We start from the raw sequence: 17,057 nt of genomic DNA on the forward strand, positions 1-17,057 counted from the left end.
TAATCCATGGCTTGTTTCAAGCCTTTTTCCTCAAATCCTTCGTGTTTTTTTCCACAAGTTTGCGGGAAATCATAATCTGATGGCCGCAGCCCAGACATTTGAGACGAAAATCCGCGCCCACCCTTAAAATCTCCCATTCCTTGCTGCCGCATGGATGCTGCTTTTTCAGCGTTACAATATCCCCGACTTCATACACATAATCATTTCTCATGAATTACTCCTTTACTTTCACACCCCGTACCACAAACCTGTGGTCATTGTTCGCACTGGTACAGGTGGACAGCGTAACAATAGTATCACCCGTTGTTACCTCAATCCCTGTGTCATACATGGCAACTTCCTTCGTCATATTCAGGAACTTCTGATAATCATCATTTGTAGGGAAATCCGTCAGATAAGTATCCGAAGTATCCAGCACCTCCCCTACAGAATAAATATGGTAGACCAACTCCTGCCCGTCCGGTGTGTAAATATAAAAATAGGGATTTGCCTCCCAGAACGCCTTGTCTTTATAGTCCTCCAGGTGACGGAACATGGACCCATCATTCATATAATGCCCGTACAGAATAGAATTTTCATCTAAAAAATTCGCATTATTATCTACATTCAGGAAAATGGTTCCCAATGTATTTTCATTTGCGGAAAATGTCTTGTGCAGATATTCTTCATTATCCTTCCCCTGGACAACCGGATAATTAATAATCGCAGGCTCTGGGTCGAATCTCAGCCATGCGACCGTGTCAGAGTTCAGCGCAAGCAATTCATCAAAATTCACCTTATATTTGGCTCCTTCGTCTTTGTTCTTCTCAATCGCAAGCTCACGAATCTTTTCATACTCACTTCTGCCATCATAGTAACCTTTTCCAATCTTAATCAACTGAAAGGCAGATATACAGAACACAAAGGCAGCGATAACCAGAATTATATTGGTCACCAGGCTGTTTTTCTTTCTTTTTTTTCTTCTTCCCCGTCGTCTGTCTCCGGTTCTTTCTTCACTGGTCGCTCTCCTATCCTCCTGAATACTCCTGCTGTCTGACCGCCTCTTGTGGCTGCTCTTACCGTCCGTCGTCCGTCCGTTTGTTCTTCTGCTGCTGATACTTTTACCGTCCGTCCGCCGATTCGCAATACTTTTGCCATCCGCCCTCCGATTAACGGTACTTCTGCCGTCTGGCCGCCGATTGGAGATACTCTTACCGTCCGGTCTTCTGCCATTTTTAATTTCTTCCATAATTCTGCTCCTCTATCTAAACTTATTCTCCATAATCTCCACAATCGTTTCTTCCGTTCCAACCATGCCCGGAGAAGCAATCATTCCCATATTTCTCATAGTATCCTCCGGTGTTCGCCCGTTGATTCCATGGATACTCTCAATACACACGCCTGAAAGCGCCATATCCACAGCACGAAACGCCGCATCCACGGCCACAATCCCTTTCATGGCACATCCATGGTTTCCTCCATCGCAAATCATGCCGGTCAGCCCACTTGCCATATTCCGAATCACTCTGTCAATCACACTATCATCCCCGCCTTTCATAAAGGCAAGCCCGCAAGCCATCCCTGTACCTGCCGCAATTCCGCATCCACAGAACGCCGACAGCCTTCCAGAGTACTCTTTTATATACATGGTAATCAGATAGCTAAGAGCAGCAGCCCTCAAAAGACATAACTCCCCGCTTCCATCTTCTTCTGCTTTATACTGGGCCAACAACGGCATCGTCGCAATAATTCCATGGGCTCCACTTCCAGTAATACTCATTGCCGGTCTGCCAAGCCCCAGCACCCTTGCCTCAATAGCACCGTTACACAGTAGCTGAGCCGTTTTTAATGCATCTTTTGAAATAATACTGCCTCCGTTTTCTCTCAGCAGGCACTTCGTAATCGTTGTTCTCTCAGACCCAATCCCTTCTTTAAGAAGCTCCATGTTCATGGAAAATGCGTCTCTGATAAACGAAATCTCATCCATTGAAGCTTCCCTGACATAACTCAAGATATCCTTCAGGGAATATCGGTGCACAACTGGAATCTCATCCGTATTTTTTTCCTCTCTTGTCTCCCTTTTCAAAGGGTTACATATGACACCCGCTTTCGTTTCCTCCAAATACTCTCTATCCACATAAATCTGTTCACCATTCTTCTCTATAGAAACAATATGGGTATGGCTGTCCCGAATATGTACGGCACAGCAATCCTGTTCTGTCTCTACCGTTGCATCTATTGTAATCTCAGAACCGATCTGTTGAAGAACCGCCTCCACCAGCCCAGCCTTCACCATTTCCGCCGCTTTTGCGTCATCTTCGGGCGTAATATCCGCAAGAGCTTCCAGCCCTTTCTTAGCATCTGCCGCCAATGCCCCCAACGCCGCTGCATAGAGATTCCCAAAATTAGTGGAATTGGGAATACCGCAGGTATAGGCATTCTTATACATTCCTGAGTTCAATGCTACCCGTACCTTCCGAAGCTCTCCACGTACATGAGAGACTGCGCTTGCAACCGCAAATGCAATGGCCCCTGGCTCCGTTACCCCAAGCGCTGGTTTCATATCTTCTTTGATTAATCTGGTCAATTCCTTCATCATCTTCACTCTTCCACTCTTTTCTCTGAAAGGATATTATATCACGAACCAGCCTTCTATGAAAGCATTTCAGAACTTTGGATTAAAAACTTTATATATTTTTTATCTGCAATTTATTGACTTTCCCTCTATACAGCGTATGATTGAACATATATTTAGGAGGTTGATATACGTGAAAGAAAAACTAATTCGATTTATGTACGGTCGTTATGGAATGGATTCTCTGGGTAAATTTACCATTATTGCAGGACTTATCACCATGATTCTGGCAGGCTGGAGCAACAGCATGATTTTGTCGCTTGTGTCCTGGGCATGTATCATTTATTCCTATTTTCGCATGTTTTCCAGGAATATTTACAAGCGTTCTTCGGAAAATCAGTGGTATCTGAATCGGACATACAAGCTGAGGACTGCCCTCTACAAGCAGAAAAACCTGATGCATCAGCGCAAGACCCACCATATCTACAAGTGCCCTGCCTGCCGTCAGAAGATTCGTATCCCGCGGGGCAAAGGGCGCATTGAGATTCGGTGCCCCAAGTGTAACTCCACATTTATCAAAAACAGTTAGTGAGACGAGGTTTCTGATGTTTGGATATATTGCTATCAATAAGGCAGAGATGAAATTCAAGGATTACGATATGTACCACTCCTATTACTGCGGTCTCTGCAAATGTCTGAAAGAGCGTTACGGCATCCGAGGACAGGTGACCCTGTCCTTTGACATGACCTTTCTAATCGTACTCCTGACCGGACTCTATGAACCGGAAACAAAAAAAGAAGTTGTAAACTGCATTGCACACCCTCTGGAAAAACATACTGCAAGGACGAACAAATTCACAGAGTATGCCGCCGCTGTCAACCTCATTTTATCCTATTATAAATGTAAAGACGACTGGGAGGATGACCACAGACGAAAGGGGTATATTGCGGCAAAACTCCTGACACCCAAGATGAAAGAGATTAAGCGGCAGTACCCGTCCAAGGTTGCCTTAGTCTCCTCCAACTTAAAACAGCTCTCTTTGCTGGAGAGAAGGAATGAACAGAACATCGACCTCATGGCAGGCTTGTTCGGAAATATTATGGCAGAGCTGTTCGCATACCGAAAAGACGAGTGGGAGGCTTCCCTTCGGAAGATTGGTTTCTTCCTTGGCAAATTCATCTACCTGATGGACGCTTATGAGGATGTGGCAAAGGATATACAATCCGGCAATTACAATCCTTTCAAGGAAGCGTATCAAAAGGACCCTCTGTTTTCGGAAAACTGCCAAAAGCTTCTGACCCTTATGATGGCAGAATGTTCCCGCGAATTTGAAAAACTGCCAATCCTCTTGCATACTGACATTCTTCGTAATATACTATATTCTGGCGTTTGGTGCCGCTACACCCATGTAACCGAAAAGCTGCGCACTTAAGACCATAATAATTCAGATTCAGGAGAAGAAAAATGACAGATCCATACCGCGTTCTGGGCATACCTCAGAACGCATCTGACGAAGATATTAAAAAGGCATACCGGAACTTAAGCCGTAAATATCATCCGGATGCAAATATTAATAATCCCAACAAAGATCAGGCGGAAGCGCGATTTAAGGAGGTTCAGCAGGCTTACCAGCAGATTATGCAGGAACGGGAATACCAAGATTCTGACACCTACGGCGGCTTCGGGAATTTCCGAGGCTTCAACGCGCAATACCAGTATACGGGAACGAACGGAGGTGAGACGGAAGAAGACCTCCATATGAAGGCAGCCTCCAACTTTATCAACAGCCGCCATTATCGGGAAGCTTTAAACCTTTTGAACGGGATTCATGACCGAAGTGCCCGCTGGTACTATTACAGCGCCCTTGCTAACTCCGGTATCGGCAATAATGCTATTGCCCTTCAACATGCCCAGGAGGCTTACCGTCTTGAGCCTAATAACCTGCAGTACCAGTTCCTCCTCCGGCGTTTTGAAAGCGGAGGCGCTTGGTACCAGCAGCAGCAAGGCCCTTACCAAACCACGTTTGCAGGCGGAGGAGACTGGTGTACAAAGCTATGTATTGCTAATATAATCTGTAATATGTGCTGCGGCAGTGGTTTCTGCTGCGGCGGAGGCGGAGCGCCGGGTGGTTATATTTAAAATTTAAGTCCATAGGCGAGACAGATCTCATAGATAAAATCTTAGGAAAGGGGAAACAGCCATGCTGGAATATCTCGTACTTTATCAGAGCGAATCCGGAAATACAAAGAAAATTGCCGCAACGATTTTCTCCCATCTTCCCGGAACCTCCAAAGACTTGATTGACATCATGACGGACAAGATGATTCCGGAAGCACGTATCTATTTCATAGGCTTCTGTGTACATCAGGGGTCCTGCAGTATGGTGGTCAGTGATTTTCTGAATGACCTAAGCGGCAAACGGATTGCTCTGTTTGGGACCTGTGGCATGGGCGACTCTCCAGAATATTACAGTACCATCGAGCACAGTGCAAATGCATGGATTGAGTCTGATAATGAATATCTGGGAGCATTTATCTGCCAAGGCAAGATGCCGCAAAAGATTCGTCAAAAATACGAAGCTATGCGGACAGCAGAAAATACTGCAAAGATTAACATGTGCCTTCGGAACTTCGACGAGGCTCTGACGCATCCTGACAGCTTGGATATAGAGCATGCGAAGGTATTTGTTGAAAAAATATTGAAAAAAATTAAGGCAAAGGATTTTTAAGTCCTTTGCCTTATCATGTAACCAAAAGGCTCTATATAGGAAGTTCCAGATAGATATCCTTTCCTTCTTTGATAGAAATGACAACCTTGCCCCTCTTTACTGTGGTAACCGCGGCCTCAATCTCTATTAATGGCAAGAGGCAGAGGATTCATATCAAAATGCTCCTCTGCCTCTTAATGTTCTTTATTCTCTTATTACATCGTTCTACGCTTCAATGTATATCTAATACCCGCCGCTCCTAACATCATAAAGAGAACATAAAGCAACATGGCATTCGTATCACCGGTCTTCGGAGAAGGCTTTTTACTCGGAACAGTGGTTCCTTTCCCATTGCCAGTACTGCTGCCACCGTTGCTGCCTCCTTCTGCCTTAACAGGCTCAAGCTCAGACCATCCAAGTGCAATCGGAGATAAACTGTATACTCTGAATTCAACTCCTGCATCTGTCTTGGTGATTTCCGGATATTCAACATCTCCTGCTTTCTTATCCTTACGATCTACAGTAAGCATATGCGCAGCTACAAAATTATGGGTTCCTTTTCCTGTACCCTCCGGATACGCCAGTTTTACCACTACGCCTTCCTTCGGGAAGTTCTTGTCATCTACCTCAACCAGTTCACCCTTTTCATTTACCATGCATAACGTCACATCATAAACCTCAGCGATTTTTGAAGAATTCGCTCCAAATTTCTTCTCGATCTCCCCAATCGTCTTTGACTTCATGGTGTTGGTAATCTCGATTGGCGTCTTAAATTTCTTCTCAAGACCTGCCGGAACATAGGTAATGCCGCTTTCATGCTTTAATTTATATACTACGCCGGCTTCCCCATTCTCCACCTCTACATCCTGAATGGTTATCTTCGTAATATTACCTGTAATCGTTGGTAAACGATCCGGACATTCATAATTATCCGCATCTGCACCTGTCAGCACAACCGGATTTCCATCCTTCCACGCCAGCGTTACCTCCTGTTTGCCAGCCTTAAGACCTTTGTAAGTTCCGGTTAATTTATCAGAGCCACATACAAACTTCACGTCATCAGAGCCAATCACTCCTTTAATCTTCAGACTACCGTAAAGCGTTGCTTTTGCATCCGTCTTAGCATCACCCGCAGCATTATCTGCTCTGTCTGCCGCGCCCAGGTCGCTTGTATCCCAACTAAGGGCAGCTTTTGATACATACAGTTCAGCGTATGCCGTTGTCTCTGCGTATTCATCTGTAGAAGCTGCAACGGCAATCATTCTGGTCATTCCTACCTTTTTAATATGCACCTTTCCAGCGCTGTCAATATCAGCAATCTCTGTATCCTCAATACGATAGGTTACTTTGCTGCCCTGTGCAAAGCCTGTTGTCTCTACAGTAAAATCTGAATCTCCGTATTTTCTGTTCTCCACAGGAGTTACAAACCGGAAGTCAGACTGATTAAGCTTATCCACTACCAAAATAGTAACCTCAATGCTGTATGGAAGATAATTGACGGATTCCATAACCGGAATCGTAATAACAGCCTGCTTGTCCTTGTTCTTACTGTCATTTACAAGTGTATATGATAATACTCCTGCCTCTGTCAAGCTGGGAACACCGCTTAATACCTGATCTGTATCCTTCACCACAAGCGTTCCTGTCTTTGTACCTTCCTGCAGCTTCAAGTCATATGCTCCTGAGTTGCCGTATCCATTTTTAATTTCAATCTTCTCGTCAGCCTTGGCAAGTTTATTGATGGTAAAGGGAACCTCCAATGAATCCCATGTATAATTACAACCGTCTTTGGCAGTAACAATCATCTTGCCTGTTCCGGCGTTGATATTGTCACGATACTCTACCGTATAATCCTTATCCTTCTCAAGAGTGATGTCCACATCCGCGGAATCAGCCGCCTTCACAACCACACTATGGCTTGGCTTGATTTCTTCCCCTAACTTATATGTATACTCTCCGGTTATGGTTACCTCTGGTCTTACCTTTTTGGGTATAACTTTAAATGTAACATCCGCAGACACCCTGCTGTCCTCGGAAGAAACCTTTACACGATATGTATAAGTTCCAACCGGTAAGTTGGCTTCCGCTACACACTCTGCGCCCGTGGAAGAAATAAGACGTTCGCTGCCTGTTGTAACATCATACCATTCATATGTCACGTTAGCTGCTTCCACCGCGCCTGTGACGCTTGCTTTCATCTTCGGTGGATTCTGATATCCATATTCAACGCTGGATGGCTCTGCCGTCACAGTCACATCCTTGATCGCGCCTGTCGGAAGGGGTTCTTCGATTCTGGTTCCCGCCTCATTTGGACTTGGGGACACCTGCATCCGAATCTTGTCGTCACAAACCAAAGAGCCGTACAGACTTCCCGCATCTCCTGTATACGTATAAACCACTTTCTTATTGTCTGTACCAGAAGCAGCCTTCGGGTCTACCCTGTAAATATTATTTGTATCATTAAAATAAAGTCTTCCGTCATAGTAAGAGAGCCTGGAATAGCTTCCCTGCCAATAACCGCCGTTTGACGCCAGCCATTTTGCGGTAAATGCCGCCACTGTCTCCTCTTTATCCCCTGACCTGCATACCAGCAAATTCTCAAAACTATTTCCGCTGGTCGGATACTTCAAATAGTAATCCTTACCGTCAATCGTAAAGATTGCAGATACTCCGCCCTGCCAATATGCATTATCATACGTTGTCGAGGTACAATTCTGTGCTGTCGTCCACTCGTAATGACCGTCTTTTCCTTCGCTCCCTATCTTTGTATCACTATTCAGGAAATAATTATGTCTGACATAACCTAAACGGTCCACCGTTGGGTCATCCCATGTCACGTCTACATGATACCAATTCCCGTCAAGCTGAATAACATTCCACATATGATTCATAGCTGTACTATTGACATAATCAAAGGGAATTCCTGCCCTTTTCATCATTGCGCCATAGGCAAGGCTATATCCCTGACAGACTCCCGTTCCTTCTACAAACGCTGAATAGACGTCACGTTTTTGAAGGCTTGTGTCGTAACTCATATGCTGTGCAAGATAATCATGGCATGCCCTTGCAATCTGAAGTTTGCTCATACCTGCCGGATTCGGAACAGCTTCACTGTATGCCTTATTAAAAGCATTCTCGAAGATCTGAACGTTCTGCACTGTATAGGCAGGATTATATATCGGAGTAACACTTACTACGATACCAGTCGCTTGTGTATAAGACCAAGTTGCACTCACCACATAAAACAGATCTGGATTCATATTCACAAGATCTACGAATAACACTTCCATCTCATCTTTGGATATCTGATAAGCGCTTACATCAATCTTTTTCTCCCATGCCTTCATTCCGTTCAGCAGGGCTGTTTTTGCAGCCTCCTTATCGGACGCGGCACGCGCCCCTGACTCATCATCCAGAGACAGCATCATCGGCATATCCATCACGCCGAAACCGCCGCACTGGTAGATATAGCCGCTTAAATCCATCGTTTCTTCTACAAGACCACCATTAGCTTCCTGATTATCCTCTGGCTTCTCTGTCGCTTCATCCTCCGGCTTCCCCGTCTGTGACGGCTCTTGCCCCTTATCTTCCGGCTGCTTTTCCTCTGGCTCTTTCTTGTCTTCTTCTGCTTCTGGCGCTTCTCCATCCTCCTCGGACGTCAGCAAATCCACCTGCTCAGAATCCCCATCCTCTGCAAACGATGTCAGAGCGGGCAGGTTCACCGAACCGCCAATCACAACAAGAGCTAACGCCGCAGCCAGAAGCTGCTTCAACCGTTTTTTCCTCTCCTTCATATTGGTTTCTCCTTTATCAAAATCATTTTGGGTTTATATCTTCATAATCTTATCATATATCCATATTTAAAAAAAGTATTTTTTTAAATACTTTCATGCCAATTTCTACACATTTTCTGTATACCTGCATGCCGGATATCCGCTGCATCCCCAGAAATCCCCAAATCTTCCGCTGCGTTTTTTTAGAAACTGGCCGCACCTTGGACATACCTTCATATTCTCCATAACAGCCGGTGACGCCAGCTCCTCCCCCAGCTTCTCGAATACCTTCTGATTCATACTACAGTCGGCAAGAGCGCGGTGCGCTCCATCCGTGGAAATGTGGTAATGCGACGCCAAGTCCACCAGTTTGTGGTGGGATAGCTTGGGCAGGCAATGTCTTGCCAATGACAAGGTGTCTATGTAGTCATTAATGAATGTCTTCCCCCAATAATACTCTGCATCCCGCCAGATAAATTTCATATCAAAAGTATGAATATTATGTCCCACCAGAAAATGTCCGCCCACAAAAGCGTCAAAATCTGCCAAAGCTTTCTCGAACACAGGCGCGTCTATTACCATATCGTCATAAATGTGATTGACCTGCGACGCACGGTACGGAATCGGTCTTTGGGGATTCACCAGCGTGGAAAATGTATCCACCACTTTGCCATTCTTCACTTTAACTGCCGAAATCTCAATCACAGCGTCGTTTACCCAACTGGTCCCCGTTGTCTCAAGGTCAAAGACAACGTAATCTTTGACGTACTTATCCTGTTTTCTTCCCTTTTTCTCTCCAAGCATAATCCAATCCTTCTCCTCTGCGTCTCTAATTTTAAAACTTTACTCTGTAAACAGCGGTGTGGAATAATACCGATCTCCTGTATCCGGCAAGAGAGCAACGATTACCTTTCCCTTATTCTCCGGCTTTTTTGCAAGCTCAATCGCCCCATAGAGAGCCGCCCCTGACGAGATTCCCACCAGCAGCCCCTCTTTCCTGGCAAGCAGCTTTGCAGCCTCAAACGCATCCCCATCCTTTGCCTTAAATATCTCGTCGTATACCTCAGTATTCAAAACCTCCGGTATAAAACCTGCGCCGATTCCCTGTATCTTATGAGCTCCTGCCTTTCCCTCCGACAATACCGGAGACGCCGCCGGTTCCAATGCCACAACCTTTATATCTGGGTTCTGCTCTTTCAGATATTCACCGATTCCCGTAACCGTACCGCCGGTCCCTACGCCTGCAATAAAGATATCCACCTTCCCATCCGTATCTCTCCATATCTCCGGTCCTGTTGTCGCCTTATGTACCGCCGGATTGGCAGGATTCACAAACTGTCCTGGAATGAAGCTCCCCGAAATCTCCTTCGCCAGTTCCTTTGCCTTTTCAATGGCTCCTTTCATTCCCTCCCTACCGTCCGTCAATACCAGCTCTGCACCGTAAGCCTTCAGGATATTCCTTCTCTCCACGCTCATAGTATCGGGCATGGTAAGAATCATCCGATATCCCTTTACTGACGCAATGGATGCAAGACCAATCCCAGTATTTCCTGAAGTGGGCTCTATAATCACAGAGCCTTCTGTCAATAATCCCTTCTCCTCCGCGTCCTCAATCATGGCTTTTGCTACTCTGTCCTTCACACTTCCCGCAGGATTCAAATATTCCAGTTTTACCAGAATTGTCGCCTCAAGTCCCAATTCCTTCTCAATGTTTGCCACCTCTACCAGCGGTGTATTTCCAATCAATCCTAACATTCCTTTATAACAACTTTCCATAATCCTTCTCCTTTTTCATCTACTATAGCAGAAACAGTCTACACAATCAATGTGACAAAATTAAAATCATCCTGGATTTCCTCCAATATAAGTTATGCCCTTAGGGAATACAAATTACGACATTATTTTACAAAAAACCATAAAGTATCATGGACTTTTCAAGTATTATCCATTATAATGAAATTAGTAACATTTTTTCAACTTTTTTTTGTTGAAAAATAACAAATTATTTTTTATGTATGAGAGGAGTCTTTTGAAATGAAACTGAAGTTACGGGGAAAACTGATTTTGAGCATTGGTATTCTTACCTTTATTGCCGTGTTCTTACTTTCCTTTTTATCATATCTATCTTTACAGAGTGCCTATGATAAAAATCTTGAAGCCGAGAAGGAAAAACTGGATCAGATTATCCAGAGTCAGGTGGAGTGTATGATCGGGGTACTCCAGGCGGAGTATGACAAGTATCAGAGCGGCGAGCTCACTGAAGACGAAGCCATGGAGAACGCCAAGTATATTGTCCGTACCACCAGGTACAACGACGGAACCGGATACTTTTGGGCAGACATGGCAGACGGGACGAATGCAGTACATATCAATCCCGATGTAGAGGGCACCAACCGTTATAATACACAGGATGAAAAGGGCAATTATTTTGTAAGGGATACGATTGCTGCCGGAGATAAGCCGGATGGAGACTTTATTGATTTTTATTTTGCTAAATCTGGCGAAACCGAAGCCAAGGCCAAGAGAGGTTTTGTCAAAAAGTTTGAACCTTATGGATGGTATATTGGAACCGGAAATTACGAGGAAGATATGCTGCCTATTATCCAGGACGAGCTTAATGCTTCTAAGAGGGCGTGTTTTTTGTCCTTACTGATTTTAGTAATTTCTGGTCTGGCCATTTTTGTAATCGGTATTATTGCAATTTCCATAATATCCAAAAAGATGGCCGATCCTATTAGGGGCGCGTCAGAGCGTTTAATCGAACTAAGCCAGGGAAATCTCAAGGATGAGGTGGTTGAATTTCCGGCAGAAGATGAGATTGGAGATTTAACCCGTGCTCTGGCAAAAACGGTGCAGACCTGGCGAGATTATATTGAGGATATATCTGCATCCTTATCAGAACTCGACAAAGGGAATCTTAGATTCGACATAGACATGGAATATGTGGGGGATTTTGCTCCGATTAAGGACTCCTTCCAGCATACTCTGTTTAAATTGAATGAGACCTTCAGGAAACTCAACATGAGCGCCGAGCAAGTGGCAAGCGGCTCAGAGCAGGTGGCAAGCGGCGCCCAGGCTCTTGCCCAGGGAACCACTGAGCAGGCGTCATCAGTGGAAGAATTAGCGGCCACCATCAATGAGATACACACCCATGTGTCAAACAATGCAGAAAATGCTAAGCAGACCAGTGGACAGGCTTTGACTACTGCTACAGAGATTGAGCAGGGCAAAAAACAGATGGAGCAGATGACCTCTGCCATGAATCAGATTAACGATTCTTCTTCTGAGATTAGTAAGATTATTAAGACGATTGAAGACATTGCCTTCCAGACCAATATACTTGCATTGAATGCGGCAGTTGAGGCGGCGCGTGCAGGTGAAGCCGGAAAGGGATTTGCTGTGGTTGCCGACGAAGTACGTAACCTGGCAAGCAAGTCTGCTGAGGCTTCCAAGAATACAGCGACTCTAATCGAAGCGACTGTTCAATCTGTTCAGGAAGGAGCCGGTATAGCCAACCGAACCGCAGAGTCCCTTGACCGTATTGTCCTCTCTTCTGAGGAATCAGCAAAACTGGTTCAGGATATTTCCAAGGCGTCACAGGACCAGGCTGCTTCTATTGCACAGGTAACCCAGGGAATCGACCAGATTTCCAGCGTAGTGCATACCAATTCAGCTACCTCTGAGCAAAGCGCGGCAGCAAGCCAGGAGTTGTCAAGTCAGGCCCAGATATTGATGAGTCTGGTTAAGCAGTTTAAGATTAGAGAAGCATAGATGAAAAAACGATAGCTTCGATCATTAAAAACAAAAACGCTGCAAGAGTATATCCTGCAGCGTTTTTTATTTATGTCCCGCAGGTATGCCCTTTGGGGCATCCCCAAGCTCAACTGTTATTCCACAATTAACGGTACAATCGCACTTCGTTTTACATCCACAAGCCCCTTATCAGTCAGCTTCAAAGCCGGACTTACCGGCAGTCCAAGCGTCCCAAGCGACATAATGGGATTGTCATGCCGATAGCCAAGTTCTTCCAGGCTTTCGCGAATTGCCTTCAGTCCAAGAGCCGTGTCTCTGACCCCTTTTTCGGAAAGTATACCGCATACAGGCAGCTTTAGCTCTGCAAGAATTCTGCCGTCCTTAACGGTTAAGAAGCCTCCTTGCAATTCTTGAAGCCTCCTTACTGCCAGAAGCATATCCATTGGACAGTCTCCTGCAACAAAGAGATTGTGATGGTCGTGGAAATATGTGGTGGCTACGGTGCCTTCTTTTAGGCAAGAGCCCGTAATAAAACCATAACCAATATTCCCGTTTTTGCCGTGGCGTTCCAAAACCATGGCCAAGAGACAGCCGCTTTTTTCCCAATCCAGCATATGGTCCCTCACCGGCATGGTAACCAGCTTCTCCGTTGTCTGCGTCCGGTCAGGATGCACCTCGATTACCCGCACAGTAACCTCCTCTTTGTCCGTATCTGCCATGACTCGAAAGTCCTGAAGATTGACTGGTTTCATACGCACACTCTGATAAAAATCTTCTGGGAACTGATAGGATATTGAAGCCTCCTGTCTATCTTTCCGATTAAAAATCTGAACCCCGTTTTTGTATACATATGACGGCTTCATCACAGACGGAGAATCCAGCAGTACAAAATCTGCCAGTTTTCCAGGGGCGATTGTTCCTCTGTCGTACAGATGCATTCTACGACTTGACGTATATGTAGCGCAGTAGATTGCCATTTCCAAAGGGAATCCAGACTCTATGGCCTGCTGCACCACATAGTTCAACTGCCCTTTTTCATAGAGAACATCTGCCATGGTATCGTCAGTCACAAAGCCACAGTACTCATAAAGCTGATTTTCACAAATATATTCCAGTACCTTGGGCTTCAACATTTTATCCTGAATCTCAAAAAACATCCCATTTTCAATCCGCTGCTTCACTTCCTCCAAAGTGTGCTCGGTGTGATCCCCGTCGATTCCCAGATATAAAAACTTGGCAAGCTCCAGATTCAGAAGAGACGGACAGTGCCCCTCTATCACATATCCTGGATACTCCTGGCGCAGATATTTAAGAAACTTTGTAATTTCCAGATTATTTTCTTTAATAATCTGACGATAATTCATAATTTCTCCGACACAGACAACGTCCTCCTCACAAAGCAAATGCTTCATAGCATTGCAGTCAATGATTCCTCCCGTTGTTTCCAGCCGTTCATCAGTGGAGGGAACGCTGCTTGGAATGCCGTAAAAGATATCGATTGGCGCGTTTTTTGCAGCGGAAATCATTTCCAGGATTCCGCGGGTGCCTTTCACATTCGCCATCTCGTGGGGCTCAGATACAATAGTTGTTACACCGTATGCCGCTACACAATTTCCGAAGGGCTCAGGAGTCATCATGCTGCTTTCAATATGCATATGAATATCCACCAGTCCAGGAATCATATATTTCCCCTGGGCATCCAGCACGACCTCTGCATGAAAGGGGGTATTCTGTTCTCGGTCAATATAATAGAATCTCCCGTCTTTCACAGACACATCTCCGGAAATAAATTTTTTCAGATAAGTATTAAATACCTTTGCATTTTTAATCAGCAAAGAAACTGTTTCCATAAAGCTTCCTCCCGCTTAAATAATGGTGTAGAAATACAGCAGGCAAACCACCACAAGAACGTACATCACTGGTTCGATTTCTTTGATTTTTCCGGCTGCAATCTTCATAATCACATATGCCGGAAGCGCAACACAGATTCCGTTTGCAATATTATTTGCAAAAATCGTAAAAGTGACGCAGATAAACGCCGGAACATATTCTGTGATATCGGAGTAATTCACATTGCGCATTCCGCTTAGCATATTGATTCCAATGAAAATCAATATGGGGCCTGTGGCAGCGGAGGGGATAATCAGCGCCAACGGCGCCAAAAACAGTGACAATGCGAAAAATATACTTGTGAAAACCACTGTCAGTCCGGTTTTTCCTCCAGCCTCCACTCCGGCAGAGGACTCAAGATAGGTGGTCATACTCGGCATACAGAACAACGCGCCGAAGCAGGTTGCCACCGCGTCCACCTTGAAGCATTTGTCGATATCCGGAAGATTGCCGTCCTCATCCAGATATCCGGCTTTCGCCCCGACGCCAAGGACAGTTCCAAACGTGGAGAAGAAATCCGGTACAAAGAGGGCAATCAAAAACGGAATATAGGCGAAATTCAAAGCGCCAATAAAATCCACCTGCAGGAATTGTTTTCCCACATTGGCAGGAAGGGAAAACAGGCTTTCCGGAAGCTTTGTCACTCCGAACGGAATACCGATGACAGTTGTAGCCAGAATCGCCAGAATCATTCCTCCCGGAACATTGCGAACCTTAATGATTAGCACCAGAATAAATCCGATAACGGCAACAATGACAGACGGGGAGGCCAAATCTCCGAATGCCAGGTTATTTTTATTTGCATTTGCCACAATCAGACCGCAGTTCTTAGCGCCTAACAGGGCAATGAACAGACCGATACCGGCGCTGACCGCATGCTTCATGCTGACCGGAATCACTCGTACAACGGCTTCCCGAAGCCCCAGAAATGAAATGAGAACAAACAGTATACCGCTCCAGAAAATGACACCTGCGGCAATAGACGCGCTGATTCCCTCGTTGGAAATCATAGAAGCCACAATCCCCACGCTTCCAAGTCCCGGCGCCAGTGCGAACGGACGGTTGGTATACAACGCCATTGCACAGCTTGTCAGGATAATCAGAAGAACCATGGCTGTGAGCATAACATGTTTATCCAGATTCGCCCCGCCCAGAATATTGGGAACGGTCGCAAGTACATATGCCATAGTGACGAATGTGGTCAGCCCCGCCAGAAGTTCAGTCTTGATATCTGTTTGGAATGCTGACAGTTTAAATTGTTTTTCGAGCCAGTTTTTCATTTGCAATACTCCTTTTCTCTTGATAATTGTTCAATATTTATTGTATGATGGTGAAAATAGAATGTCCAATTCATATTTTCCATAAAAACTATGCCAAACTGGAATATTAATACAAAAGCTTTCCCTTAATGGGCAGGCAGCCAATTTTCTCTGTAAATTGGTTAAAAGAGGAGGTCTGTGACATGAACTTTAAAGAAATGAATTATATCTTATGCATTGCAAAGCACCAGAATCTCACCAAGGCAGCCCAGGAGCTCTATATCTCTCAGCCAACCCTCACAAAGTACCTGCAAAAGCTGGAGCAAGAGGTAGGCGGAAAGCTGTTTGCTCGCAGCGGCAACAGTTATATAGCCACTTATCTGGGCCGTAGATATATGGAGTATGCCAAAAAGGTATTGGAGGTGAACCAGGATTGGCAAAAAGAATTGAAGGATTTGACCTCCTGCAATGAAGGTGAGTTAAACATTGCATTTCCGCTGATGCGCAGCTCTTGTATGGTGCCCCAGATTATGGAGGTATTCCACAAACAGTATCCAGGCGTCCGAGTGAATCTTCGGGAGGAAACATATGCAATACAGGAAAAACTGCTCTTGGATGATCAGCTTGATTTCGCGATTTTTAACGAGGCAAAGCCCCATCCGAAGCTGGAATATGAGACACTTCTAAGAGAAGAAGTACTGCTTGTGATGCCTGCCGGCCATCCCCTGGCAGACTTGGGCGTAATCAGAAGCGGAAAAGAATATCCGTGGATTGACCTGCGGCTTTTGGCCAGGGAGCCGTTTATTCTTCATTTTCCAGAACAGACCACCGGTCATATCGCGCTGGAATTGTTTGAAAAATATGGAATTTGCCCGTCGGTTCCTATCCGCACAAGGAATACCGTAACCTGCGTCAAGCTCTGCCAAAAAGGGCTTGGTCTGTGTTTTATTCCGGAAAATTATATGAAAAATATTGAACTTTTAAAGAAGCCTATGTGTTTTTCCGTAGGAGACGACGGGGCTTACAGCACCTTAACGATTGCTTATCGAAAAGGCGCTTATCTCCCTGTCTATGCCCAAGATTTTATCCGTATTGCGCAGCAGAACTTATAGAAAGCGCT

At 45.2% G+C, this 17,057-nt stretch carries 15 protein-coding genes; 6 read left to right on the forward strand and 9 right to left on the reverse strand.

What is annotated here, in order from left to right; genetic code table 11:
• Positions 1 to 16: 16 nt before the first annotated feature.
• From GN277_RS26335 to GN277_RS26345, 4 genes are read right to left on the reverse strand one after another with little or no spacing between them, the layout of a single operon-like run.
• A complete protein-coding gene (locus tag GN277_RS26335; RefSeq protein WP_159755761.1) occupies positions 17 to 211 on the reverse strand; it encodes a DUF951 domain-containing protein in 195 nt (64 codons plus the stop codon).
• Between the two features lie 3 nt (positions 212 to 214).
• On the reverse strand, positions 215 to 934 hold the full coding sequence (srtB, locus tag GN277_RS26340) for a class B sortase (RefSeq protein ID WP_322101274.1): 720 nt from the start codon (positions 932 to 934) through the stop codon (positions 215 to 217).
• Positions 931 to 1,212: a hypothetical protein gene (locus GN277_RS30635; protein ID WP_244325009.1), complete on the reverse strand. Its 282-nt coding sequence runs from the start codon at positions 1,210 to 1,212 to the stop codon at positions 931 to 933. The genes srtB and GN277_RS30635 overlap by 4 nt, the downstream gene beginning before the upstream one ends.
• A 28-nt stretch (positions 1,213 to 1,240) precedes the next feature.
• A complete protein-coding gene (locus GN277_RS26345) occupies positions 1,241 to 2,575 on the reverse strand; it encodes an L-cysteine desulfidase family protein (RefSeq protein ID WP_159757223.1) in 1,335 nt (444 codons plus the stop codon).
• A gap of 172 nt (positions 2,576 to 2,747) precedes the next feature.
• Here GN277_RS26345 and GN277_RS26350 point away from each other — a divergent pair, with 172 nt between their 5' ends.
• The 4 genes from GN277_RS26350 to bilS all read left to right on the forward strand — a co-directional run bounded on the left by GN277_RS26350 (position 2,748) and on the right by bilS (position 5,283).
• The gene (locus tag GN277_RS26350; protein ID WP_159755767.1) at positions 2,748 to 3,143 is read left to right on the forward strand and encodes a hypothetical protein; all 396 of its coding nucleotides are present in this window, start codon (positions 2,748 to 2,750) and stop codon (positions 3,141 to 3,143) included.
• A 16-nt stretch (positions 3,144 to 3,159) separates the two neighbouring features.
• Complete coding sequence (locus GN277_RS26355; RefSeq protein WP_159755770.1) at positions 3,160 to 3,987, forward strand: DUF5685 family protein; 828 nt, start codon at positions 3,160 to 3,162, stop codon at positions 3,985 to 3,987.
• A gap of 32 nt (positions 3,988 to 4,019) precedes the next feature.
• Positions 4,020 to 4,694 carry a J domain-containing protein gene (locus tag GN277_RS26360; RefSeq protein ID WP_159755773.1) on the forward strand — a complete coding sequence of 225 codons (675 nt, stop codon included), beginning with the start codon at positions 4,020 to 4,022 and terminating at the stop codon, positions 4,692 to 4,694.
• A gap of 61 nt (positions 4,695 to 4,755) precedes the next feature.
• Positions 4,756 to 5,283, forward strand: coding sequence for a flavodoxin family protein BilS (gene bilS, locus GN277_RS26365; RefSeq protein WP_159755776.1), 528 nt, complete (start codon positions 4,756 to 4,758; stop codon positions 5,281 to 5,283).
• A gap of 194 nt (positions 5,284 to 5,477) precedes the next feature.
• Here bilS and GN277_RS26375 read toward each other — a convergent pair whose 3' ends face one another.
• The 3 genes from GN277_RS26375 to cysK form a co-directional block, all read right to left on the reverse strand.
• Entirely contained in the window at positions 5,478 to 9,056 is a 3,579-nt protein-coding gene (locus GN277_RS26375; RefSeq protein WP_159755779.1) for a transglutaminase domain-containing protein, read from the reverse strand.
• A 105-nt stretch (positions 9,057 to 9,161) separates the two neighbouring features.
• Positions 9,162 to 9,839, reverse strand: a complete 678-nt coding sequence (locus GN277_RS26380) for a 3'-5' exonuclease (protein WP_159755782.1) — start codon at positions 9,837 to 9,839, stop codon at positions 9,162 to 9,164.
• Between the two features lie 39 nt (positions 9,840 to 9,878).
• Complete coding sequence (cysK, locus tag GN277_RS26385) at positions 9,879 to 10,811, reverse strand: cysteine synthase A (RefSeq protein ID WP_159755785.1); 933 nt, start codon at positions 10,809 to 10,811, stop codon at positions 9,879 to 9,881.
• Positions 10,812 to 11,069: 258 nt separating this feature from the next.
• Between cysK and GN277_RS26390 the strand changes: the two genes are divergently transcribed.
• Complete coding sequence (locus tag GN277_RS26390; protein ID WP_159755788.1) at positions 11,070 to 12,806, forward strand: methyl-accepting chemotaxis protein; 1,737 nt, start codon at positions 11,070 to 11,072, stop codon at positions 12,804 to 12,806.
• Positions 12,807 to 12,922: 116 nt separating this feature from the next.
• Here the strand turns inward: GN277_RS26390 and GN277_RS26395 are convergent, their stop codons facing one another.
• Both GN277_RS26395 and GN277_RS26400 read right to left on the reverse strand, forming a co-directional pair.
• Complete coding sequence (locus GN277_RS26395; RefSeq protein ID WP_159755791.1) at positions 12,923 to 14,638, reverse strand: adenine deaminase C-terminal domain-containing protein; 1,716 nt, start codon at positions 14,636 to 14,638, stop codon at positions 12,923 to 12,925.
• Positions 14,639 to 14,653: 15 nt separating this feature from the next.
• Positions 14,654 to 15,958 (reverse strand): NCS2 family permease, encoded by a 1,305-nt coding sequence (locus GN277_RS26400; RefSeq protein WP_159755794.1) that lies wholly within the window; start codon positions 15,956 to 15,958, stop codon positions 14,654 to 14,656.
• Positions 15,959 to 16,140: 182 nt separating this feature from the next.
• On the opposite strand from GN277_RS26400, the gene GN277_RS26405 reads away from it, so the two are divergent.
• Complete coding sequence (locus tag GN277_RS26405; RefSeq protein ID WP_159755797.1) at positions 16,141 to 17,049, forward strand: LysR family transcriptional regulator; 909 nt, start codon at positions 16,141 to 16,143, stop codon at positions 17,047 to 17,049.
• The last annotated feature ends 8 nt before the right edge of the window (positions 17,050 to 17,057 follow it).

It is taken from the genome of Sporofaciens musculi (assembly GCF_009830285.1).
GTDB classification, from domain to species: Bacteria; Bacillota; Clostridia; order Lachnospirales; family Lachnospiraceae; genus Sporofaciens; species Sporofaciens musculi.